This is a genomic window from Paraburkholderia sp. J41 (assembly GCF_905220235.1).
Taxonomy (GTDB): Bacteria; Pseudomonadota; Gammaproteobacteria; order Burkholderiales; family Burkholderiaceae; genus Paraburkholderia.
The window spans coordinates 268,148-291,586 of sequence record NZ_CAJMZE010000001.1 but is presented as its reverse complement, the minus strand read 5'-3'; the positions used below and the strand labels follow the sequence as shown (position 1 = coordinate 291,586).

Sequence of the window (23,439 nt, the reverse complement as noted above, 5' to 3'; positions counted from 1 at the left end):
CCCATCACACGATCCAATTCGGAAAAAATGCCCGCTTTCACCGCGATCGACCAGGAACGCTTCAAACGCATCATTCAACGCAACGTGGCCTTGCCGCTCGCGGCGGGCTTCGCTACCGCCGTGGCCTTCGTCGCGCTGATCGCCTATCTCGTCTCCACGATGAACTGGGCCGAGCATTCCGAGCGCGTGATCGGCGAGGCCTACGAACTCATGCGCGTGCAGGCCGACCGCGAATCGAGCCTGCGCGGCTTTCTGCTGAACGGCGACGAACGCACGCTCGCGCAGTACGAAGTCGGGCGGCCGCGCTTCGACGCGCAGATCGACAGCCTCAGCGCGCTCGTGGCCGACAACCCGCCGCAAGTGGAGCGGCTCAAGCGCGTGCGCGCCATCGTCGGCCAATGGGACGCGTTGGCGCACGAGGCGATCGTCGCCCGCCGCAACCGCGACATGACGCTCGCCATGGTGCAGGTCGACCGCAGCATGACGAACGCCAACGCGGTGCGCACCGAATTCGCCGATTTCCTCGACGAAGAAACGCGCCTGCGCCTCGAACGCACCACGGCCGCGCGCCAGCTCACCATCGCCACCGTCGCCATTTTTCTCGCGCTCACGGTGATCGTGAACGGCCTGCTCGCGTGGCTCGGCCGCCGCGAAATGACCTCGCTCTCGCGCACCTACGACGAAGCGCTGCGCGGCCAGGCCGAAAAATCGGACGCGCTGGCCGAACAGGTGTGGCTGCGCTCGGGCCAGCGCCTCGTGGCCGAAAGCGGCATGAATCACGAAGCGCTCGGCGACGTGGGCCGCTCCATGCTCGACTGCCTCGCGGGCTATCTGAGCGCGAGCGTGGCCACGCTCTATGTGCGCGACCACGAGGCGGGCGCGCTGCGCCGCATCGCCACGTTCGGCTTCGGCGCGCAAAGCGCCTACGACATTGCCGAGTTGCAGGACGGCGAAACCCTGGTCGGCCAGGCCGCCGCGTCGCGCCGCGTGATGGAACTGCGCGAGGCGCCCGCGGGCTACCTCAAGGTCGAATCGGGGCTGGGCGCGGCCACGCCCGCCTCGCTGCTGATCGCGCCCATCGACACCGCGGGCCGCGTCAACGGCGTGGTCGAGCTGGGCTTTCTGCGCGAACTGCTGCCGCGCGACAACGAATTCCTCACGCGCGTTTCCACGACGATGGGCGACCTCATCGAAGCCGCCGTCGCGCGCGAGAAACTCCAGGCGTCGTACAGCGAATCGCAGCAGCTCAACCACGAATTGCAGGTGCAGCAGGAAGAACTGCGCGTGGCGAACGAAGGCCTGGAAGAACGCGGCCGCGCGCTGATGGATTCGCAGGCGCGCCTCGAAGCGCAGCAGGTCGAACTCGAACAGACCAACGTGCAGCTCGAGGAATACGCGCGCCGGCTGGAAACGCAAAAGAGCGAACTCATGCGCGCGCAGGACGAACTCACGCGCAACGCCGAGCGTCTCGCGCAATCGAGCCGCTACAAGTCCGAGTTCCTCGCGAACATGTCGCACGAATTGCGCACGCCGCTCAACAGTTCGCTGATCCTCGCGAAGCTGCTGCAACAGAACCGCACGGGCAACCTGAGCGAGGAACAGGTGCGCTACGCGGCCACGATCCACGCGTCGAACACGGATCTGCTCGCGCTCATCAACGACATTCTCGATCTTTCCAAGGTCGAGGCGGGCCAGGTGCAACTGGTGCTCGAAACCGTCAAGCTCGACGACATCACGCATTCGCTGCGCGACACCTTCGCGCCGCTCGCGCGCGAAAAGCACGTCGCGCTCGCGATCGACCGCCTGCCCGGCGTGGCGGACACGCTCGTGACCGACGGCCAGCGCGTGCTGCAAATCCTGCGCAATCTCATGTCGAACGCGCTCAAGTTCACGTCCGAAGGCGAAGTCGCGCTCTCCATCTCGCCGGTGGACGCGAACATGCTGCGCTTCGACGTGCGCGACACCGGCATCGGCATCGCGGCCGACAAGCTGGAAATGATCTTCGAAGCGTTCCAGCAAGCCGACGGCTCGACGAGCCGTCAATACGGCGGCAGCGGTCTTGGCCTGTCGATCTCGCGCGAGCTTTCGCGCCTGCTCGGCGGGCGTATCGGCGTGGCGAGCGAAGTGGGCGCGGGCAGCGTGTTCACGCTCTGGCTGCCGCTCGACAGCACCGAAGCGGCCGCCAGCAACGAAGCGCAGAACGCCGCCGCGCAGATGCCGGCGCGCGTGGCCGCGCACATGGCGGCACAGCCCAGGCTGTTCACGGACACGCCGGCCACACGCGACGCGCCGCCGGGAAAAACGCCGGCCGCCGCGCTGCTCGATACGCCCGCGAACACGCCCGCCAATGCGCTCGCGCAGGAGCTGCGCGAACCGGCGCTCGACGACGACCGCGACAGCCGCACGCACGGCAATCGCGCGATTCTGGTGGTGGAGGACGACCTGCACTTCGCCGCCATCCTGCGCGACCTCGTGCGCGAGCTGAACTTCGACTTCCTGCACGCCACCGACGCCGCGAGCGGCTTCGCGCTCGTGAAGGAGGCCGCGCCCGTGGCCGTGCTGCTCGACGTGGGCCTGCCCGACCGCTCGGGCCTTTCCGTGCTCGAATGGCTCAAGAACGACCCGGCCACGCGCCATATTCCGGTACACATCGTCTCGGCCACGGATCACGCCGACAAGGCGCTGCATCTCGGCGCGATCGGCTATACGCTCAAGCCCACGGCGCGCAGCACGCTCGAAGCCGCGATTCGCCGCCTCGAATCGCGGCTCGAACAGCGCGTGAAGCGCGTGCTCGTGATCGAGGACGACCAGGCGATGCGCGAAAGCATTCGCGCGCTGCTGGTGGGCGACGGCGTGGAGATCGTTGCCGTGGGCACGCTCGCCGACGCGCACGCGCAAATCGCGCAAGGCGCCTTCGACTGCATCGTGACCGACCTCACGCTGCCCGACGGCACGGGCTACGATCTGCTCGAAACGCTCGCGGGCGAAGCGGGCGTGGCGCCCTTGCCCGTGATCGTCTACACGGGCCGCATGCTGTCCGACGACGACGAACAACGCCTGCGCCGCTATTCGAAGTCGATCATCATCAAGGGCGCGCGCTCGCCCGAACGCCTGCTCGACGAAGTGACGCTGTTCCTGCACAGCGTGGAAGCGCAGCTCGCGCCGGAGCAGCAGCGCATGCTGCGCGCCGTGCGCCAGCGCGACGACACGTTCGAAGGCAAGACCGTGCTGCTCGCCGAGGACGACGTGCGCAACATCTTCGCGCTCTCGCATGTGATCGAGCCGCTCGGCGCGAAGCTGCTGATCGCGCGCAACGGCCGCGAGGCGCTCGATCTGCTCAACGTCACGCCCAAGGTCGACCTCGTGCTGATGGACGTGATGATGCCGGAGATGGACGGCATCGCCGCGATGCGCGCGCTGCGCCAGGACGCGCGTTTCGAGCGCCTGCCCGTGATCGCGCTCACCGCGAAGGCGATGGCCGACGACCGCATGCGCTGCCTCGAAGCGGGCGCCGACGACTACGTGTCCAAGCCCATCGACGTGGACAAGCTCGTCTCGCTGTGCCGCGTCTGGCTGCGCAAATGAGCCGCGCCGCCTGCCTGCGTCATTGCGAACGGCATTGAGAACGGAAAGCGATTCATGACCGATACGCCGAATCCTGCTTCAAATCCCGCTTCAAATCCGGCCTCGAACGCGGCTTCGGGCCTCGCGGCGGATTCGCCCGCGACGCCCGCGACGCCCGCGCTCGCCTCGCGCCGGACGATGAGCGATTTCGACATCGAGCTGCGGCTCCTGCTCGAAGCGATCTACCTGAAGTATCAGCACGACTTCCGGCACTACTCGCTGCCCTCGCTGCGCCGCCGCCTCGAACAGGCGCGCCAGGACTTCGGCGTGGCGACGTTGAGCCAGTTGCAGGACCGCGTGCTGCGCAGCACCGACGACTTTTCGCGCCTGTTCAGCTACATGACGATCCAGGTGAGCGACATGTTCCGCGACCCGGACTACTTCCTCGCGCTGCGCCGCAACGTGCTGCCCGTGCTGCAAACCTATCCGTCGCTCAAGGTGTGGGTGGCCGGATGCAGCACGGGCGAGGAACTGTGGTCGCTCAAGATCCTGTTCGAAGAGGAAGGGCTCGCGGAGCGCACGCTGTTCTACGCCACCGACATCAGCCCGGAAGCGCTGGAGCGCGCGGAGTCGGGCATTTATCCGGTCGACCGCTTCGCGGGCTTCAGCCAGAACTACCTGGCCGCGGGCGGCAAGCGGACGCTTTCCGACTACTATCACGCGGCCTACGGCAGCGGCCGCATCTCCAGCTCGCTGAAGGAGCGCGTGGTGTTCGCCGACCACAGCCTCGCCACCGACGAAGTGTTTCTCGAAGCGCATCTGGTCTCGTGCCGCAACGTGCTGATCTATTTCGACCGGCCGTTGCAGGACCGCGCGATCGGGCTGTTCGAGCACGCGCTCGTGCGGCGCGGCTTTCTCGGCCTCGGCAGCAAGGAAAACCTGCGCTTTTCGAAGCGCCACGAAGCGTTCGACGAATTCTGCGCGGCCGAGCGCATCTATCAGAAACGCTGACGGGACCATGCGCGACACGCCTCTTCGACCCCCATCCGTCTCGCCGGACGCGCTGCGCGCCGTGCGCGGCGCGGGACGGCGCGCGCGCGGGCCGTTCGACTGCGTGGTGATCGGCGCATCGGCGGGCGGCGTGGAAGTGCTCGGGCAAATCCTGCCCGCGGTGCCGGCCGCGTTCGACGCCGCGCTGCTCATCGTCATGCATTTGCCGCCGTCCTCGCCCAGCTTTCTCGTGCAGGCGCTCGGCAGCCGCTGCGCGCTGCCCGTGAGCGAGCCCGACGCGGGCGAGCCCATCATGGGCGGGCGCGCCTATGTCGCGCCGCCCGACTACCACATGCTCGTGGACGCCGGCGCCACCGTGGCGCTTTCCATTGAGGCGCCGGTGCGCTATTCGCGGCCCTCCATCGACGTGCTGATGGAATCGGCGGCCGCCGTCTACGGGCCGCGCCTGCTCGGCGTGCTGCTCTCGGGCGCGAACGACGACGGCACGCGCGGCCTCGCCGCCATCCGCGCGGCGGGCGGCACCACGTGGGCGCAGGCGCCCGGCACCGCTGTCGCGCCGCAAATGCCGGAAGCGGCCATCGCCGCGGGCGCCGTGGACGAAACGCTGACGCCCTCCTCCCTCGCCGCGCGCCTTGCCGCGTGGCCGAGGCTGACAACGAATGACAGGTATGACCGGGATTGACCGCATGACACAGCCCACCGTCAATGTTCTGATCGTCGACGACATCGAACACAACCTCACGGCGCTCTCGGCCTTGCTCGCGAAGCCGGAAGTGCGGCTGCTGCTCGCGCGCTCGGGCGTGGAAGCGCTCGAACTGCTGCTCGAACACGAAGTCGCCGTGGCCGTGCTCGACGTCAACATGCCGGGCATGAGCGGCTTCGAGCTGGCCTCGCTGATTCGCGGCAGCCCGCGCACCTCGCACGTGCCCATCATCTTCCTCACGGCCACTTCGCAGGACGCGATCCGCACCTTCCAGGGCTACGAAGCAGGCGCGGTCGACTTCCTCTACAAGCCGATCGAGCCGCGCATCGTGCAATCGAAAGTCGGCATTTTCGTGCAGCTCGAAATGCAGAAGCGCCAGCTCGCGGAACAGCTCGCGGCCACGCGCCAGATGCTCGAAGCGAACGAAATGCTGATGGCGGTGCTGAGCCACGACTTGCGCACGCCGCTTTCGGCCGTGATGGTGTCGGCGGAATATCTGATGCGCGCGTCCACCGACGAAAAGATCGTGACCGTGGGCCGCCGCATCGAGAATTGCGGGCGCCGCATGACGCGCATGGTGGAGCAGTTGCTCAATCTCGCGCGCCTGCAAGGCGGGCGGCTGCCGTTGCGCCGCACGACGGTGCAGCTCGACGCGCTGAGCCAGAGCGTGATAGACGAATTCGCGGCGCGGCACGCGGAAGGGCGCGTCACGCTAGAGCGCAGCGGCGACGTGACCGGCTACTGGGACGCCGACCTGATCGCGCAGGCCATTTCGAACCTCGTGAGCAACGCGCTCACGCACGGCGAGGCGGGCACGCCCGTGCATGTGCGCGTGCGCGGCGAGTCGGCTTCGGAAGCGCTCATCAGCGTGTCGAATCGCGGCGCGATCGCCGCCGAGGTCGTGCCGCTTCTGTTCGACGCCTACAGCGCCGCCACGCGCGCGGGGCATCAAGGCTCGGGCCTGGGGCTGGGCCTGCACATCGTGCGGCTGATCGCGCGTTCGCACGGCGGCGAGGTGAGCGTGACGTCCAACGAGCGCGACGGCACGGCGTTCACCATACGGTTGCCGCGCGCGGGCGTGGGAAGAAACGAGGTGGTGAGTTCGCTCGGGCGGTGAGCCTCGCACGCGGCGCGAGGTTCGGGCAGCGAGCGCCCGCGCGAAGCGCAGGGTTTGAGTACAGCGTTAAGCGAAGCGGATAAAGCGAGGGAAAAGCGGGCATTGCGCCCGCTCATCCCACGCATTCCGCGCATTCATTGCGCCGGCCTAGCGCCCGATCTCGCGCAGCGGCTTGCCCGCCAGCAGATTTTCCTCGATCTTCTCCAGCGGCACGCCGCGCGTCTCCGGCACGAGGAAGAACGTGAACGCGATGAACAGCGCGTTGAGCACCGCATAGAACCAGAACGTCTGCGCGTGGCCGAGCGTGTTGAGCATCGTCAGGAAGGTCGCGCCCACGACCGTGTTGGCGATCCAGTTCGTGAACGTCGATGCCGCAATGCCGAAGTCGCGTCCCTTGATCGGCTGGATTTCGGAGCACAGAATCCAGATCATCGGTCCCGCCGACATCGCAAAGCCGGCGATAAAGATCAGCAGCATCGCCACGGCCACGATCTGTTGCGTATGCGTGCCGATACCCAGATGCAGCAGCCAGCCCAGCGCGCCCATGCCCACCGTCATCACGCCGAAGCCCGTGAGCAGGATCGGGCGGCGGCCCCAGCGATCGACGAGACCGATGGCGATAAACGTCGCCACCACGTTCACCACGCCCACGATCACCGTGCCCCAAAGCTGCGCCGCGTGGCCGCTATACCCGGCAAGCCCGAAAATGCGCGGCGCGTAATACATCACCACGTTGATGCCGGTAAGCTGCTGCACGATCTGCAAGCCAATGCCGAGCGCGAGCGAGCGGCGGAAATCGCGGTTGGTGCGCAGCAGGGAAAAGCCTTGCTCCTTCACTTCGAGCTGGCGCGAGATGTCCTTCATTTCCTGCTCGACCACGGCGGTTTCGGGGCGCAGGCTGTTGAGCACCTTGCGCGCTTCGTCGTTGCGGCCTTTCATCATGAGCCAGCGCGGGCTGTTGGGCAGCGCGATCACGCCGAGCAGGAAAATGCCGGCCGGAATCGCGACCACGCCCAGCATCCAGCGCCACGCGCCCGCCGAGGAAAACGCCGTATCGGAGAGAAACGCCACGAGAATGCCCACGGTAATCATCAACTGATACGCGGAGACCATCGCGCCGCGCACCTGTCCCGGCGCGATTTCGGAGAGATAAAGCGGCGCCGTGAAAGTGGCCACGCCCACGGCGACGCCCAGCACGAGCCGCGCGGCGATCAGGAATCCGGCGTTCGGCGCGCTCGCGCACAACAGCGACCCGACGATGAACAACGCCGCGCCCAGCAGCAGCGAATACTTGCGGCCGAGCCAGAACGACAGACCGCCCGCGGCCAGCGCACCGATGGCCGCGCCCACCATCATCGAGCTGACGATCCATTCCTGCATGCGGTCGCTCACCTGGAAGTCCTTGGCGATGAAGGGCAGCGCGCCCGCGATCACGCCGATGTCGAGACCGAACAGCAAGCCCGCGAGCGCGCCCATCGCGCACGTCATCCATACGCGCGCGCGCGTGCTGCCGTGCAGACCGTGAGGCTTATGTGTGTGAGAGACGTAAGTACCCATGTCGAAACTCCTGCGCAAATTCGGATTGCGTCGAGGTCGCGACCGGATGGATACGCGAAACGCCTCACGCGAATGCCGCGCGGCCTTCGCGCGGGGCGCTTGAATGCGAGGCGTCGGCTTCGCGTGAAGGGAGCGGCATCGCGTACCAAGCAATCGACGTGCCGCAGGATTACGGCGCTCGCGTAAGATGAAAGGTCTGCCGTGCTCGACGTGCCGCCGCGTTCGCGGTGCGCGCGCCCCGATGCGTGCGCAACCTCTCGACCCATTCGCGCCGACCGATCATGACCTCCCGACTCGACGTTCCGTTCGCCGGCTTCGCGCGACTTGCGCTCCGGGTGCCGCTTGCCTTCGCGGCCTTCGCGGCCTTCGCGGCCTTCGTGACACTCGCGTCGCTCATCGTCGCGTTGACGGCCGCGTCGACGGCCTTCGCGCAGGAAGCGCCGCGCGTCGTCGACATTCCCACGCGCGCGGGCGTCACGCAGCGCTTTCTGCTGATCGCGCCCGCCGCGCCCAAAGCCGTGGCCGTGCTCTACGCGGGCGGCCACGGCGGTTTGCGGATCGCGGCGAACGGCGCGTTCGGCTGGGGCAGAAACAACTTTCTCGTGCGCGCGCGGCAAGCGTTCGTCGACGACGGCGTGGCCGTGGCAATCGTCGATGCGCCCAGCGACCGGCTGACGCCGCCCTACCTCGGCGGCTTTCGCGAAACGCCCGAGCACGCCGCCGACGCGCGCGCCGTGATCGCATGGTTGCGCGCGCAACCTGCGCTGCAACAAGCGCCGGTGTGGTTGATCGGCACGAGCCGCGGCACACAGTCGGTCGCGGCGATTGCGGTCGCGCTGGCCGCGAGCGGCGGCAGCCCCGACGGCATCGTGCTCACTTCCACGATCCTGCGCGAAGGCCGCGCCAATTACACCGACAAGCCCGTGCCCGACCTCGATCTGGGCGCCATCAAGATTCCCGCGCTCGTCGTGCATCACGAGGACGATGCGTGCAAGCTCTGCCCCGTCGCCGACACCAACGCGCTGATGGCGAAATTCACGCAGTCGCCGCGCACGAAATTGATGATCGTTTCCGGCGGCGTATCGCAGGGCGACGCGTGCGAAGCGTTCGCGCATCACGGCTATAACGGCATCGAAAGCGAGGTCGTGCATGCGATCACCGCGTGGATGCTGGCGCCGTAAGCGGCACGTCTTGCGGCACGTGGCGGCACGTCTTGCGGTGCGTCGCGCGGCGTGTCTTGCGATTGGGTCCGCGGCGCGCTCCCGTCACCCTCCACGAAACGCGCGAGGCAACGCGTCACGAACTCGCGGCCTTCTCCGCCGCCGCGTGGCGGCCGGGAGTGGTGCCCGTCGCGCGCTTGAACATGTCGATGAACGCGCTCACGTTGTCGTAGCCCAGCTCCAGCGCGATCGTGGTCACGCTCACGCCTTCGGCCACGCGTTCGAGCGCGCGCAGCACGCGCGCCTGCTGACGCCACTGCGCGAACGTCAGCCCCGTTTCCGCGAGAAAGCGCCGGCTCAGCGTGCGCGGCGAGAGCCCGGCCCACTCGGCCCATTCCTCGAGCCGCCGCGAATCCGCAAGATCGCCGATCAGCGCATCCGTCACCTTGCGCAGACGCGGTTCCTCCGGGCTCGGCAAACCGAGCGGCTCGGCGGGCGCGGCCGCCACCTCGTCGAGAATGACCTCGGCGATACGCGTTTGCGCGGCGTCGAGCGCCGTGCCCGGCCACGCGGCGGCGCGGTGTACCGCTTCGCGCAACAGCGGCGTGGTGCGGATCGCGCGCGGCTCGCGGGGCAGCGCCGCGCAACGCGACTCGGCGATAAACACGCTCCAGCCCGCAAAGGGTCCGTGCGAGCGCAACGAATGCTCGCAATGCGGCGGCATCCAGATCGCGTAGATGGCCGGCACGACCCACTGCTGCCGGTTCACGCCCACCGAAACCAGCCCGCTCAGCGCGCCCATCAATTGCCCGCGCGCGTGACTGTGCGGCGCGGTCGTGCGCGCTTCGCGCTGCGTCAGTTCGCCGGCGGCGAGAAACGGCGCCGAGGGGCCGTCGGCGGCCAGCACGAGATCGGGGCGTATCAGCGGAGTGGTCATGGCCGGAAAGCGGTATGGATTGACCTTTATACCGGAGACTGGGCACGCGCGCCTGCGTAGACTGCCTGCATCGACCGACGACAACGAGGCAACCATGCGAGCCGAACACCTTCTTCCCGATTCCATCAACGAGGCGCAGCGCCACGGCGTCACGATCCGCAAAGGCACCGTGGGCGCGTTTCTCGTCAACGCGCGCGTCTGGTGCGACGCCGGCGCGAGCGACGCGGACCGCGCCGCGGCCGCCGCCGATATCGCCGACGCATTGCCCGCGCTCGACGCGCTCGGCCTCTTCGACGTGCTCGACGTTCGCCATCCCGCGCTGCGCGCGTGGATCGAAGCGCAACGCAACGCCCGCGAGGTGCGCGCATGAAGGCGGCCGTCGTCACGCAAGCGGGTGCGGCGCCCGTTTATGCCGATTTCGCCGATCCCGTCGCCGCGCCGGGTTTCGCCGTCGTCGAGATGGAAGCCAGCGCGCTCAGCCATGTGACGCGCGGACGCGCATCCGGCGCGCACTATTCGTCGACGGGCGTGTTTCCGTTCGTGGCCGGCGTGGACGGCGTGGGCCGCCGCGCCGACGGTTCGCGCGTGTACTTCTTCGCGCCCGAGCCGCCGTTCGGCGGCCTCGCGGCCCGCGTGCCCGTGGCCGAGGCGCAGTGCGTCGCGCTGCCCGAGGCGCTCGACGCGCGCACGGCGGCCGCCATCGCCATTCCGGGCATGTCGTCGTGGGCGGCGCTCACCGAGCGCGCGCGCTTCAAGGCGGGCGAAACCGTGCTGGTGAACGGCGCAACGGGCGCGTCGGGGTTTCTCGCGGTGCAGATCGCGAAGCATCTGGGCGCCGCGAAGGTGATCGCCACAGGCCGCCATGCCGCCACGCTCGCGGCGCTGGAAGCCGCGGGCGCCGATGTGGCGATCTCGCTCGATCAGGACGCCGCGTCGCTCGCCGAGGCGCTGGAAAAGCCTCTGCGCGATGGCGTCGACGTCGTGCTCGATTATCTGTGGGGGCCAAGCGCGCAAACGCTGCTCACGACGGCGGCGCAAACGCTGCCCGAGGCGTATGCGCTGCGGTTCGTGCAGATCGGCTCGATCGGCGGCGCGCAAATCCAGTTGCCGGGCGCGGTGTTGCGCGCTTCGGCGATTGCGCTGCTGGGCAGCGGCATCGGCAGCGTGCCGATGCCGCGCCTCCTGAACGCCGTGCGCGAAGTGCTGCATGCGGCGGTGCCCGCGAAGCTGCATATCGAAACGCGCGCCGTGCCGCTCGCCGATATCGCCGAACACTGGAATGCCGGCGATTCGCGCGCGCGCACCGTGTTCACGATGGCGTGAAACCGGACGTGTGATAACGCCAAGCGCCGGGCGCGCTACGAGCTATGCCGCGCGCGTCAGCCCGGTTTCTTCCCCGGCGTGACGGGCGCCGCGTTGTGCCCGCGCGAACCCGGCGGCGCCGATTCGCCATGATCCCCAAGCGGCACCTCGGCCGACTGCTCGGGATGCGGGCCGCCTTCGCGCGGCATCACTTCGGGATGCGGCTCGGGTTGATCGAAACTGCCCGGCGCGCCGCGCGCTGGCTTGCTGCCTTCGTCGTGCTGCTCCTTGCCCGGCTGCGGGTTCGCCGCGTTGAGTTCGTCGCCGCTTGCGTCGGCTTCGTCGGGGCGGGGATTCTGCGTGGAAAGTCCCATGGCGTAGTCCTCCTTGCGTGAATGTGCGTGAATGTCCGTGAATGCGCGTGACTGTGCTTGACTGCGCTTGACCGCGCGCCGCCTGCTCGGACCGGTTCGAACGATCGGCATGATGGATCGGGCACGATGTGGACCGCTCCGGCGTCGCGCTTTTGTCCAGCTTCAGCCCGAAGCCGCATGGTCCCTAGTTCGAGCCGCTTGCGGGCGCGACCTGCGCTTGCGGCGGCGTGGATTCGACCGCCGATGCCGGGCTGGCCGCATCGGGCGCGGAAGCCGCGGGCGACGACGCCTGGGCGCGCTGCGCCGCATCGCTTTGGCCCGGCGTGCCGCTCATGCCCGCGCTGTTGCTCATGACCTGGCTGCTCGCGGGATTCATCGTTTGCGGACGTTCGCCCTCGTTCTCGCGCTTGCAGCCGGCGCAGGCGAGCGCGCATGCCAATGCGGCGGCGGCAAACGCCGATACCGGACGCGCCGTGCGAATCTTCCCGCGCATCGTTCTGCAAATGTGGGTGCGAGGCTTCATATGACCCTCCCTTGCGCGCGCCGCGTTGAAAATCCGCGCTTCGGCTTTGTAAATTCGATGGGGCGGCATGCGAGCGCAAGGCTCAGTCGCCCTCCCATTCGCGGTATGCGGCCATGACGATCCACATGTCGCGCTCGCCGTTGCTCACTTCGGCCGCAAGCGCATAGGGATCGTGCGGGCTGCATGCGGCCTGCAACGCCTTGCGCGCCTGCTCCGTGTTGTCGAATTCGCGCCTTTCCAGCGGGCGCACTTCGTCCCGTCCCTCAAACATCTTGTGGTCCTTGCGGTAAATGAGCGGCTCGTTCTTCCACTCGCGAAACATTTCGCGAACGTGGCGGAAGTCGCCGCCGCAAACATTCACCTGGTAGCGTGTTGCGGGTTTCATTTCGATTACCTCCTGCGCTGGGGCGCACACACGGGCTCCCGATTCCGTGCGAGCGCCTGCCTGCTTCAGGTCACGCATAGCGCGTTCCTTGCGAGCGCGGGCGGTCGCTTGGGGCCGCTTGGGGCCGCGCCGCGCCAGCCTGCGCGACCCCGCCGTGACGCGCCGCCGCAAACGCTCGCGCAGCAAACGCCAATCGTGAACATGAACGCAAGTGCGCGAACGTAGCGCGAACGTCAACGCATAAACCGACGTAAGCCGCCGAAAGCGCACGGCATCGCATTTGCTCACTCGATGACTTGCCCGCTGCGCCCTGTTCGCGTCGCAGCGCCCCGCCGCCCGAGGAGTCGCCGCTCATGTCCAACACCGCCCCGAAGTCTTCCGCCGATCTCGACCTGCTCACCATCAACACGATCCGCACCTTGTCGATGGATGCCGTGCAAAAGGCCAATTCCGGCCATCCCGGCACGCCCATGGCGCTGGCGCCGGTCGCTTACCAGCTTTGGCAATATCACCTGCGCTTCGACCCCGAAGCGCCGCAGTGGCCCAATCGCGACCGCTTCGTGCTCTCGGTCGGCCATGCCTCCATGCTGCTGTATTCGCTGCTGCATCTCTCGGGCGTGCAAGCCGTCGATGCGAAAGGCCAACGCACCGGCAAGCCCGCCGTGTCGATCGACGACATCAAGCAGTTCCGCCAGATCGACAGCGTGACGCCCGGCCACCCCGAATACCGCATGACCAGCGGCGTGGAAACCACCACCGGCCCGCTCGGCCAAGGCCTGGGCAACAGCGTGGGCATGGCGATGGCCGAACGCTGGCTCGCCGCGCGCTACAACAAACCCGACGCGCAACTGTTCGACTACCGCGTGTATGCACTTTGCGGCGACGGCGACATGATGGAAGGCGTCTCGCACGAAGCGGCTTCGCTCGCGGGTCATCTCGGCCTGTCCAATCTCATCTGGATCTACGACAGCAATCGCATCACCATCGAAGGCCACACCGACCTCGCCTATAGCGACGACGTGGAAGCGCGCTTCAAGGGCTACCACTGGAACACGCTGCATGTCGACGACGCCAACGACACGAAGGCGATCGAAGCCGCCATCGAAAAGGCCCAGGCCGTGACCGACCGGCCCACGCTCATCGTCGTGAAAAGCATCATCGGCTGGGGCGCGCCCCACAAGCAGGACACGGCGGCCGCGCACGGCGAAGCGCTCGGCGAGGAAGAAGTGAAGCTCGCCAAGCGCACGTATGGCTGGCCCGAAGACGCGCATTTCCTCGTGCCCGAAGGCGTGCGCGAGCACTTCGCGCAAGGCATGGGCGCGCGCGGCAAGGAGGAGCACGCGGCATGGCGGCAGCGCATGGACGACTATGCGAAGCGCTATCCGCAGGAAGCCGCCGAACTGCGCCAGTTGCTCAACGGCGAGCTGCCCGATGGTTGGGATTCCGAAATACCGGCGTTCGAGCCCGACGAAAAAGGCATCGCCACGCGCGAATCGTCGGGCAAGGTGGAGAACGCCATTGCGAAGCACGTGCCGTGGATGATCGGCGGCGCGGCCGATCTTTCGCCATCGACGAAAACCAATCTCAAGTTCGAAGGCGCGACGAGTTTCGAAAAAGACCATTACAGCGGCGCGAATCTGCACTTCGGCATTCGCGAGCACGGCATGGGCGCGGTCGCGAACGGCCTCGCGCTCTCGGGCCTGCGGCCGTTCGCATCGACGTTCCTGATTTTCAGCGACTACATGAAGCCGCCGATCCGCCTTGCCGCGATCATGGAGATTCCCGTGGTGTTCGTGTTCACGCACGACTCGATCGGCGTGGGCGAGGACGGCCCGACGCACCAGCCGATCGAGCAGCTCGCCTCGCTGCGCGGCGTGCCCGGCCTCACCACGCTGCGCCCCGCCGACGCCAACGAAGTGGCCGAAGCGTGGCGCGTGGTCATGACGCGCCCGCGCGAACCTTCGTGCATGGTGGTCACGCGCCAGCCGCTGCCTACGCTCGACCGCAAGAAGTACGCGAGCGCCGAGGGCGTGCGCCGTGGCGCGTACGTGCTCGCCGACGCACCCGAGGGCAAGCAGCCCGAAGTGCTGCTGCTCGCCACCGGCAGCGAAGTCTCGCTCTGCATTGCCGCGTACGAAACGCTCAAGAGCGAGGGCATTGCGGCGCGCGTGGTCTCCATGCCTTCGTGGGATCTCTTCGAGAAACAGGACGACGCCTACAAGGATTCGGTGCTGCCGCCCGACGTACACGCGCGCGTGGCCGTGGAGCAAGCCGCCACGCTCGGCTGGGACCGCTACGTGGGCCGCCTCGGCGCGCAGATCGTGATGCATACGTTCGGCGCTTCGGCACCGTTGCAGAAGCTGCGCACGAAATTCGGCTTCACGCCCGAGCGCGTGGTGGAAGAAGCGAAAAAGCAGATCGCGCGCGGCAAGAACGCCAAAGCGCCCAGCGGAGAGTGACATGAGCACGGCAGCCCATTCTTCCACGCGCCGCAAGGGCGGCCGCCCCGCGCGCCAGCGTCATGCGCATGCGAGCGCGGCAAAGCAGCCGGCCGCCGCGAAAAAGCGCACGACCCGACGCTGGTCGAAGCACGTTACCGAGTCGAGCGACGCCATGGACATCGAATCGGGCGTGTTCAAGAGCGGCAGCGCGGAGGACATCGCGAAGTCGCTGAAAGCGTCGTCGGAGCATAGCCGGCGGCGCAAGGGCACGCCGTATCAGTCGGCGATGTCGATGCTCAACTTTTACATCAACCGCGCCGGCCGCAATTTGCCGAAGTCGCGCCGCGACACGCTCGTGCGCGCGAAGGGCAAGCTGCGCGAAGCGTTCGGCCGCAAGCCTTGAATGGCCGGAATCAGGGAGACCATCATGAAGTTCAGGATGACGAAGCACATGGCCGCCGCGCTGGTGGCGGCATTCGCCGGCGCGGGCGCGCTGAAGGCGCATGCGCAAACCATCGCGCCGCAGCCGGTCACGCCGATGGCGAAAACGCCCGAGGTGGCGTCGGGCGCCGCGAGCGCGACGAACCCCGACCACATGCCCGTGAAGAAGCCGCACAAGCGCGCGACCAACGACGACGATATTTCGCGCGCGCCGCCCGCGAGCGGCGCCACGGCAAAGTAGCTGCGCACTGGTGGCGCACTTGATGGGCGCGCTTGACGTGCGTTGAAGGCGCGGCTTGAAGCGCCTTCCGTAGTCCGCAATAAAAGCGACACCTTTGCTACGATAAATGTGCCACAACGCGGCGGACACCCGGCCGGGTGCCGAAAGATTGGCGCTGAGGCGGCAGAGCAAGTACATCGCTGCTCTCTGGGAACTTCTGGTAGCGACCCAATGCCGACGGTCGTGCTGTTCCCAATTCAACGACAGGTTACTGAGTAATGCGGTCATTTCGGAGACAGCACCTCAGCCCTTACAGACGTTCTACGAAGGACCCGGTAAATTGTCTACAGCTTGGCGGGTTGCCGCCGATGGCGGCGCTCAAGCAACGATCCGGCAATTGCGTTCTGAAGCGGTTTGCGCCACGCGACGCTCGTGCAGGTCTATGCAGGCTGGTCTCGTATTCAAAGTTTGCAGAGTCCGTAGAGCGGACCCTGCCTCAAAAGAATATGCGCTTAAAGCAAGACCTGTGTCGAGGTACGTCACTTGGCCCGATGGGGCCACGTTCCGCGTTTCACGATCGCCCAGTAAAGCCAGCCGATCGCTACCAGTGCGACCGCCCCAAACATCGTCGGCAATGCCAGAAACGACCAGGCCGGCTGCGCCGCGAATATGATGACCGGATTGCTGCCTGCTGGCGGGTGTACCGTTCGCGTCAACATCATCAGCATCAATGCGGACGCTGCGGCAACGGCCATGGGTATATACCCGGGGCCGAAGAGTTGCAGGCATAGCAAACCCGTCAACGACGTCAGGACGTGGCCGCCAATGATATTTCGCGATTGTGAAAACGGGCTGGAAGGAAAGCCGAACAGCAGCACGCAAGTCGCTCCGAATGAACCAAGGATCCAGGGCTCGGAAGTCTCTTGTGCCAATAGCCCCACGAAAGCCAATCCGACGAACGCGCCCACGCCGGCAAGCAAGATGCTGCGGGCATGAGCGCGCCTGGTCGGGGCCCCGGTGACGCTGGAGGAAGCGGCGGTCGGGGTCGTCATGAACGTCAGGCCTTCCTGAAGCGGGCAGCTTCTTCCGATCCCTTCGTCGCGTTGCCGGCACTATAGGAGTGCGCGCCCACGCCGGCGAGCTTGCCGCCCTGAACGATCAAGTATTCATCGCGAATCGGGCGGCCTTCGAAGTAGCATTCGAGAATCTCACGCGTTCCTGCCGCGTAGCGTGCCTGCGCCGAGAGGCTGGTGCCCGAGATGTGAGGCGTCATCCCCTGATGCGGCATGCTGCGCCACGGGTGATCGGCCGGTGCGGGCTGAGGGAACCAGACGTCGCCGCCGTAACCTGCCAGTTGGCCGCTCTCGAGTGCATCCACGATGGCGTCGCGATCGCACAGTTTGCCGCGAGCGGTATTGATCAGGTAGGCGCCGCGCTTGAAATTCTTCAACGTCGCCGCGTTGATCATGTGCTCCGTCTCCGGGTGCAACGGGCAGTTCAACGTGACCACGTCGCACACTCGAGTCAGGCTTTCGAGCGTCGCGTGGTACGTGAGATTGAGCTCCTTTTCCACCGAATCGGGCAGACGGTGACGATCCATGTAGTGCAGCTTCATATCGAACGGTTTGAGCAGGCGCAACACGCGCAAGCCGATCCGGCCGGCGGCGACCGTCCCGACGTGCATGCCCTCGACGTCATACGAACGCTCGACGCAGTCGGCAATGTTCCAGCCGCCTTCGTTCGCGATGTTGTGCGACGGAATGTAGTTGCGCACGAGCGCGAGCGTGGTCATCACGACATGCTCGGCGACGCTGTTGCTATTGCAATACGTCACTTCCGCCACGGTGATGCCGCGGTCCATCGCGGCCTGAAGGTCGGTATGGTCCGAGCCGATCCCGGCCGTGACGATCATCTTGAGCTTGGGCGCTTTCGCGATGCGCTCCGCCGTCATGTAGGCCGGCCAGAACGGTTGAGAAATCACGATCTCGGCATCGTGCAGTTCGCGGTCGAGGACGCTGTCAGCGCCGTCCTTGCTGGAGGTCACCACCAACTGATGATCATTCGACTCCAGATATTTGCGAAGACCCAGTTCGCCCGAGACACAGCCCAGCAAATGGCCCGGCGTGAAGTCGATTGCCTTGGGCGTCGGCGTCGTTTGCCCGTCGGGATAGCGCGTGATTTCCGGAAGACTGTCACGGGCATACTCCTTCGGCATACCGTTGACCGGATCGTCGTACAGCACACAAACAATTTTTGCCACGATATCTGTCTCCATTCTAGTGGGCGTTCCTTCCGGGGCCATACGCGCCACCGGCTCTTCGATCGCTGCCTGCGGCGGGATCGACGGACACAGTGTTGTCGAGAAGGGCTGCAGCGATCCAATCGTTTCGCCGAATCGTTTGATAAACGTGGCTTATCACCGGAGGACTTCGGACGGTGCGCCTCGCCGGCAGTAACGGCAGCGTTCGTCTTTCTCAGTCGTCTACCAGTAGATAGACAGGCTCGCAACATACGAATTAGACGCGCGCCCGAATTACCGTTATATTCATTGATATATAACGAGGATGAGATGAACATTGATCAGCAGCGCGTCGGCGAAAAGTTCGTACTCGATTCGATGATGTACGCGCGCGACAGAACCTGGGATGTCGTCAGCCAGCTCAGTTCGCTGGTGCAACCGGGAATGCTCGAATCCGAAGCGACCGCCGAGTGCAAGCGCCTGATGACCGCGCTTGGCATGGAGCGAATCTGGCATCCGTCGCTCGTGCGCTTCGGCGCAAATACGCTCAAGACATTCAAGGAACGCTCGGAGGGAGATCCCCGCCTTGCCGACAACGATATCTTCTTCATCGATCTGGGGATCGTCTGGAAAGGACACGAAGGTGATGCGGGCGCGACCTTCGTCGTCGGTGACGATCCGGAGATGATCGGGTGCGCCGTGGCTGCTCAGCGCCTGTTCGACGAAGTCGAGGCGTACTGGCGCAAGACGGGTACGACCGGCGTCGCGCTCTATGAACACGCAGAGCATCGCGCGAACGAAATGGGCTGGCGTCTGAATCTGGATATCAAAGGCCATCGCGTGAGCGACTTTCCGCATGCGGTGTACAAGGCCGGCAAGCTCGGCGATTTCGCCGCGTGTCCGGATGTCGGCCTGTGGATCCTCGAGATACAGATCGCGCACCCGACTCGGCCGTTCGGCGCCTTCTATGAGGACTTGCTCGTCTGAACTGCCGCTAGCACGCATATCGCCGAATGTTCATCCGACAACTGAAGTATCTCGTCACGCTCGCAACGGAGCAGCATTTTGCAAAGGCGGCCGAGCTGTGCAATGTCTCGCAGCCCGCGCTGTCGTCTGCGATCCGCAGTCTCGAGTCCGAACTCGGTCTCGTGATCGTCAAGCGCGGCCGTCGCTTTATCGGATTCACGGAAGAGGGAGAGCGTGTGCTCGGTTGGGCACGCCAGACACTGGCTGCGCTCGAGCATATGCGCCAGGATGCGTCCGCCTCGAAGGTACGGCTGACCGGCACGCTGCGCTTCGGCGTCATCCCGACGACCATGCCGATCATCGGCCTGCTGCTCGGTGCGTGCCGTGGGAAACACGACGCCATCCACTACACGGTGCGATCGCTGAGTTCGGATGCGATCCTGAGACAACTCGACGACTACGAGATCGATATCGGCTTCACGTATCTCGACGAGCGCGTGCAGGCGGGCTTCGACGTGTTGCCGCTTTACCGCGAGCGTTATTTCCTCTTGTCGCCGGCGGCGTGCGATGTCGGCACGCTCACCGGTGCGCAGTCGCGCGCGGTCCGTTGGTCGGAACTGGGCAGTTTGCCGTTCTGCCTGCTCAGCACGGCCATGCAGAACCGACAGGTGATCGGCGCGGCGTTTCGTCAGGCAGGTGTCCAGCCGACCGTCGTGCTCGAGACCGACTCTCTGCTGGCCTTGCACTCGAACGTGCAGCACGCCGGCCTTCACAGCATCCTGCCTCATAGTTTGCTCAGTGTCATCGATCCTGAGGCGAGCAAAGCGCGTGTCGTTCCGATCGAACCCGAGCTTACCCGTGCAATTGGTTTTATCGCGCGTCGCGCGCCGACGATGCCGCCGCTGGTATCGGCGATGTGGAGCGCGGCTACCGATCTCGATCTTCAAAAGCATTTCGACGCCCTGCTTCCGAATGGCAGTTGAGCGTGATAAGAGAAACTGCACTCGCGCCGATCAAGCCCCGGAGATCCCGGTCGCCGCTACTGCGATGCGAAGTAGCAGATTTAATGCGGACTGAGCCGAAGTGACGCTTTTATTGCGCTTGGAGTGGAAGCAAAACGGTCACTTCGGCGACTCGGGAAGCCGTCCGGTCGATCCGGCACCGGCGGCACATTTATCGCGTCCTACGCATTCAAGCGCGGCTAAAAAGCGCGGCTTAAAAACGCGCCTTCAAACGCCGTTTCCCTGCCTCAAGCGCGCACCTTGAAAATCGACACGGCTTCGCTGAGGCCGCTCGCCTGGTGCGCCATCGACTGCGCGGCCGCCGACGCCTGCTCCACCAGCGCGGCGTTCTGCTGCGTCACGTGGTCCATCTGCGAAACCGCCACGTTGACCTGGCCGATGCCGGCGCTCTGCTCCTCGGACGCCGAAGAAATTTCCTGAAGAATGTCGTTTACGCGCGTCACGTCGCGAATGATTTCGGCGATGGTGCTGCCCGCGTCCTGCACGAGTTTCGAGCCCGCGTCCACGCGCGAAGTCGATTCGCCGATCAAGCCGCGAATTTCGCCCGCCGCCGTCGCCACGCGCTGCGCGAGCGTGCGCACTTCCGAAGCCACCACCGCGAAGCCGCGTCCCTGATCGCCCGCGCGCGCCGCTTCCACGGCCGCGTTGAGCGCGAGAATGTTGGTCTGGAACGCGATGCTTTCGATCGCGCCGATGATCTCGTTCATGCGCGAGGAGCTGTCGGCGATCTCGCGCATCGTGTCGACCACGCGGCCCACCACGCTGCCGCCGCGCTGCGCGGTGTCCGACGCGGCGCCCGCGAGCGTCGTGGCCTGGCGAGCGTTGTCGGCATTGCGCCGCACGGTGGCCGTGAGTTCTTCCATGCTGGAAGCGGTTTCTTCGAGCGACGCGGCCTGTTCCTCGGTGCGCTGCGAAAGATCGGTGTTGCCCGCGGCGATCTCGTGCGCGGCGGTATTGATGGCGCTCGCGCCCTCGCGCACCGAGCCGATCATGTCGATGAGCTTGGCCTGCATCGCCTTCACGCCTTCGAGCAACTGCCCCATTTCGTCGAACGAGCGCACTTCGATGCGCGCGGTGAGATCGCCGTCCGAGATCGCCCTGAAGTGCTCGAGCGCCTGCGCCAGCGGACGTCCGATCGCGCGTTGCAGCGCCACCCACGCGAACGCGGCCGCCGCGAGCGCGAACAGCACGCCGCACACGGCAATCGTCACGAACCAGCGAAAGCGGGCCTGCGCGCCGTCGTAGGTCGCCTGCGCGGCTTCCTTCTGCTTCTTCTGCAAGATGTCGATGCTGCCCGTCACATCGCCGTAAATCGCCGACGACGTGTTCGCGACGGCCGTGCGAATCTGGTTGCTGTCGCCGCTCGCGATCACCTGATAAATCGGCTCGTAGGCGCTCGTCACGAGGTTTTGCAGCTTGGCGTCGATCTGGTCGGCGCTGCGCGCTTCGTCTGCGTCGTAGCTCGGCAGCTTGCGATACGCATCCCACGACTTCTTCGCCTTCGCGAGCTGGTCGCGCGAGTTCTGCGTGAGCTTGGCGATATCGGGCACGTCCGGGTTGATCGCAATGCGGAACAGCCACAAACGGCTGCGCGCGAGCGCGACGCTGGTTTCGCCGAGCGCCACCGATGACGCGAGCTGATTCGCGTAAAGGGCATTGAGATCGCGATTGCTGAAACTCACGCCCGCAATGCCCATCGCGCCGCCCAGCACGAGCAGAATTCCGAGAAAAGCCATCGCGAGAGCAAGGCGCGCGCGGATTGTAATTTTCCTGAACATGTTCTTTATTCGAAACCGCCAGCAAGGCTTGGTGAATGACCAGAATGGATCGTCGAACGCTTATACGGCCGCGAAACGAAAAACTTGAGGCAAACGTGTGCGTGTACGATGAATTTCGCGATTTGCGTGATTTTTCGCGGATTTCCGGTAATGCCGCGTAATGCAGACGCCTTGCGCGCGTGAGTTTTGGAGGACGCGTCGCTTGCGAAAAGCGAAACGCAACCATCATGTAAGCAGATTCGAATCTCTCTCTCGCAGGACAAACCGGCAGGCGGTCGCCTACACGCGCGCGTGCAGGCGCAGCCATGCGCGCTCGCGGGGACTGCGGAATTGGCGTGGATCGACGAGCGCCGGAAGGCAGTGGAGCGCGCGATCGGTGCGCCGTTTGCCGACGAGGCATTGCGCGCGCAAACAGGCGAGGCGAGGCGAGGCGCGGCGGCGCGGTGCCGGCGAGGTGTTCGCGTGCTTCACGCCGCGGCGAGAAATCAGGAGCGAAGGGGGAACGGACGTTGAGCCGATGCCGCCGCCGTCGGCGCGACGGCGGTCATCGTCATGTTGAACCGGGTGCTAATGGTGCTAATAGTGCGGGCGGCGCGGGCGGTGCGGGCCGCCTTGCAATGCGGCCCGTAATCGTCAGGACGATTTACGATGCGTCGAAGCGCAGCCAGCGGCGCGTCTGGAAGTCGTAGAGCTTGCATTTGCGCGCGGTGGCAAAGTACCAGCGCCACGAAAACGGCTGGACCACGATGCGTTGCGGCAACAGCGTTTCGAGTTGCGCCTGCGCTTCCTCGAGCCGGTACAGCGGAATGCTCATGTCGAGATGATGCGCGGTGTGCTCCATGATGTGATGCAGCAGCGCGCCAAAGCGCCAGCGAAACGTGAGATGCACCGTGGTCGTGACGAAGGGCTGCGCACGCGTCCATTCGGCGCGATCGTCGTACCAGCTCACGCGTTCGTGCGTGTGATGCACGTACACGACAAAACCGATCATCGCGCACCAGAACAGAAACGGAATGCCGAAGCCGCACACGAGCAGCAGCGCGACCGATTGCGAGGTGGCCAGCGCGGCCCAAACCAGTGCGGCGAGCCACAGCGCCGCGAACGCGGTCACGAGCCAGCAGTCCTTGAAGAAAATCGGCCGGCGCGTGGGCATCGCTGCCTTGCTCGGGAACATCATGCGCCGCCACCAGATTTCGACCATGTAATAGACGCCCGGCCCCCAGCCGCTGCGATAGAGCCGCTCCATCCAGCGGCGCGGACGCGACAGCGCCTGAAATTCCTCGACACTGAGCGGCGCCCAGATGAAATCGAAGCCCTTGAGGTTCGTGTAACCGTGATGCACGACGTTGTGGCCCGCTTCCCACAGGCTGTACGGCGTGAGCGACGGCAGGAACGCGATGCGCCCGAGCCACTTGTTGAGCCGCCGGTGCGGCGTGAGGCTTTGATGGCACGCGTCGTGCCCGATGATGAACAGCCGGCCGATCACGAAGCCCGAAACCAGCGCGCAGATCAGCTTCACGGCAAGGCCGTGCACGAGCACGATCAGCGCCTGAAGCCCGGCGAGAATCGCATAGTCGATCACGAGCAGCAGCAGCGGATAAGCGGTGGTGCGCCGCGCGAGCGGTTCGAGCCAGCCGCGCAGGATCTTGCGGTGCGGCAGCGGGTCGCCAGGCGAAATCGGTTGAAGCGGTGTTGTCAT

21 protein-coding genes are annotated in these 23,439 nt (G+C 65.9%); 12 read left to right on the top strand and 9 right to left on the bottom strand.

Annotated elements, in window-relative coordinates:
• Positions 1-27 precede the first annotated feature (27 nt).
• The 4 genes from U5805_RS01290 (at position 28) to U5805_RS01275 (ending at position 6,395) form a co-directional block, all read left to right on the top strand.
• On the top strand, positions 28-3,585 hold the full coding sequence (locus tag U5805_RS01290) for a response regulator (protein ID WP_322101610.1): 3,558 nt from the start codon (positions 28-30) through the stop codon (positions 3,583-3,585).
• A 177-nt stretch (positions 3,586-3,762) separates the two neighbouring features.
• Positions 3,763-4,575, top strand: coding sequence for a CheR family methyltransferase (locus U5805_RS01285; RefSeq protein ID WP_322101736.1), 813 nt, complete (start codon positions 3,763-3,765; stop codon positions 4,573-4,575).
• Between the two features lie 7 nt (positions 4,576-4,582).
• Complete coding sequence (locus U5805_RS01280; protein ID WP_322101609.1) at positions 4,583-5,257, top strand: chemotaxis protein CheB; 675 nt, start codon at positions 4,583-4,585, stop codon at positions 5,255-5,257.
• Positions 5,258-5,261: 4 nt separating this feature from the next.
• Positions 5,262-6,395 (top strand): hybrid sensor histidine kinase/response regulator, encoded by a 1,134-nt coding sequence (locus U5805_RS01275; protein WP_322101608.1) that lies wholly within the window; start codon positions 5,262-5,264, stop codon positions 6,393-6,395.
• Positions 6,396-6,542: 147 nt separating this feature from the next.
• Here U5805_RS01275 and U5805_RS01270 read toward each other — a convergent pair whose 3' ends face one another.
• Positions 6,543-7,952 (bottom strand): sugar porter family MFS transporter, encoded by a 1,410-nt coding sequence (locus tag U5805_RS01270; protein ID WP_322101607.1) that lies wholly within the window; start codon positions 7,950-7,952, stop codon positions 6,543-6,545.
• Between the two features lie 281 nt (positions 7,953-8,233).
• Here U5805_RS01270 and U5805_RS01265 point away from each other — a divergent pair, with 281 nt between their 5' ends.
• A complete protein-coding gene (locus U5805_RS01265) occupies positions 8,234-9,133 on the top strand; it encodes an alpha/beta hydrolase (protein ID WP_322101606.1) in 900 nt (299 codons plus the stop codon).
• Positions 9,134-9,248: 115 nt separating this feature from the next.
• Here U5805_RS01265 and U5805_RS01260 read toward each other — a convergent pair whose 3' ends face one another.
• Positions 9,249-10,049, bottom strand: coding sequence for a helix-turn-helix transcriptional regulator (locus U5805_RS01260; RefSeq protein WP_322101605.1), 801 nt, complete (start codon positions 10,047-10,049; stop codon positions 9,249-9,251).
• Positions 10,050-10,143: 94 nt separating this feature from the next.
• On the opposite strand from U5805_RS01260, the gene U5805_RS01255 reads away from it, so the two are divergent.
• On the top strand, positions 10,144-10,419 hold the full coding sequence (locus U5805_RS01255; RefSeq protein WP_322101604.1) for a hypothetical protein: 276 nt from the start codon (positions 10,144-10,146) through the stop codon (positions 10,417-10,419).
• A complete protein-coding gene (locus tag U5805_RS01250; protein ID WP_322101603.1) occupies positions 10,416-11,372 on the top strand; it encodes a zinc-binding alcohol dehydrogenase family protein in 957 nt (318 codons plus the stop codon). Before U5805_RS01255 ends, U5805_RS01250 begins: the two co-directional genes overlap by 4 nt.
• A gap of 56 nt (positions 11,373-11,428) precedes the next feature.
• Here U5805_RS01250 and U5805_RS01245 read toward each other — a convergent pair whose 3' ends face one another.
• The 3 genes from U5805_RS01245 to U5805_RS01235 all read right to left on the bottom strand — a co-directional run bounded on the left by U5805_RS01245 (position 11,429) and on the right by U5805_RS01235 (position 12,633).
• Entirely contained in the window at positions 11,429-11,725 is a 297-nt protein-coding gene (locus U5805_RS01245; RefSeq protein WP_322101602.1) for a hypothetical protein, read from the bottom strand.
• A gap of 184 nt (positions 11,726-11,909) precedes the next feature.
• Positions 11,910-12,248, bottom strand: a complete 339-nt coding sequence (locus U5805_RS01240; protein WP_322101601.1) for a hypothetical protein — start codon at positions 12,246-12,248, stop codon at positions 11,910-11,912.
• Positions 12,249-12,330: 82 nt separating this feature from the next.
• The gene (locus tag U5805_RS01235; RefSeq protein WP_322101600.1) at positions 12,331-12,633 is read right to left on the bottom strand and encodes a hypothetical protein; all 303 of its coding nucleotides are present in this window, start codon (positions 12,631-12,633) and stop codon (positions 12,331-12,333) included.
• Positions 12,634-12,986: 353 nt separating this feature from the next.
• Between U5805_RS01235 and tkt the strand changes: the two genes are divergently transcribed.
• From tkt to U5805_RS01220, 3 genes are read left to right on the top strand one after another with little or no spacing between them, the layout of a single operon-like run.
• Positions 12,987-15,092 (top strand): transketolase, encoded by a 2,106-nt coding sequence (gene tkt, locus U5805_RS01230; protein ID WP_322101599.1) that lies wholly within the window; start codon positions 12,987-12,989, stop codon positions 15,090-15,092.
• A 1-nt stretch (position 15,093) separates the two neighbouring features.
• Positions 15,094-15,477 (top strand): DUF3175 domain-containing protein, encoded by a 384-nt coding sequence (locus U5805_RS01225; protein WP_322101598.1) that lies wholly within the window; start codon positions 15,094-15,096, stop codon positions 15,475-15,477.
• Positions 15,478-15,501: 24 nt separating this feature from the next.
• Entirely contained in the window at positions 15,502-15,756 is a 255-nt protein-coding gene (locus U5805_RS01220) for a hypothetical protein (protein ID WP_322101597.1), read from the top strand.
• A gap of 518 nt (positions 15,757-16,274) precedes the next feature.
• Here U5805_RS01220 and U5805_RS01215 read toward each other — a convergent pair.
• Together U5805_RS01215 and U5805_RS01210 are read right to left on the bottom strand one after the other, a co-directional pair.
• On the bottom strand, positions 16,275-16,787 hold the full coding sequence (locus U5805_RS01215) for an HPP family protein (protein WP_322101596.1): 513 nt from the start codon (positions 16,785-16,787) through the stop codon (positions 16,275-16,277).
• Between the two features lie 5 nt (positions 16,788-16,792).
• Positions 16,793-17,995, bottom strand: a complete 1,203-nt coding sequence (locus U5805_RS01210; RefSeq protein WP_322101735.1) for an NAD-dependent formate dehydrogenase — start codon at positions 17,993-17,995, stop codon at positions 16,793-16,795.
• Positions 17,996-18,304: 309 nt separating this feature from the next.
• Here U5805_RS01210 and U5805_RS01205 point away from each other — a divergent pair, with 309 nt between their 5' ends.
• Both U5805_RS01205 and U5805_RS01200 read left to right on the top strand, forming a co-directional pair.
• Positions 18,305-18,961 carry a M24 family metallopeptidase gene (locus U5805_RS01205; RefSeq protein ID WP_322101595.1) on the top strand — a complete coding sequence of 219 codons (657 nt, stop codon included), beginning with the start codon at positions 18,305-18,307 and terminating at the stop codon, positions 18,959-18,961.
• A gap of 26 nt (positions 18,962-18,987) precedes the next feature.
• Entirely contained in the window at positions 18,988-19,923 is a 936-nt protein-coding gene (locus U5805_RS01200) for a LysR family transcriptional regulator (RefSeq protein WP_322101594.1), read from the top strand.
• A gap of 266 nt (positions 19,924-20,189) precedes the next feature.
• Here U5805_RS01200 and U5805_RS01195 read toward each other — a convergent pair whose 3' ends face one another.
• On the bottom strand, positions 20,190-21,740 hold the full coding sequence (locus U5805_RS01195; protein ID WP_322101593.1) for a methyl-accepting chemotaxis protein: 1,551 nt from the start codon (positions 21,738-21,740) through the stop codon (positions 20,190-20,192).
• 643 nt (positions 21,741-22,383) lie between these two features.
• A complete protein-coding gene (locus U5805_RS01190; RefSeq protein ID WP_322101592.1) occupies positions 22,384-23,439 on the bottom strand; it encodes a fatty acid desaturase in 1,056 nt (351 codons plus the stop codon).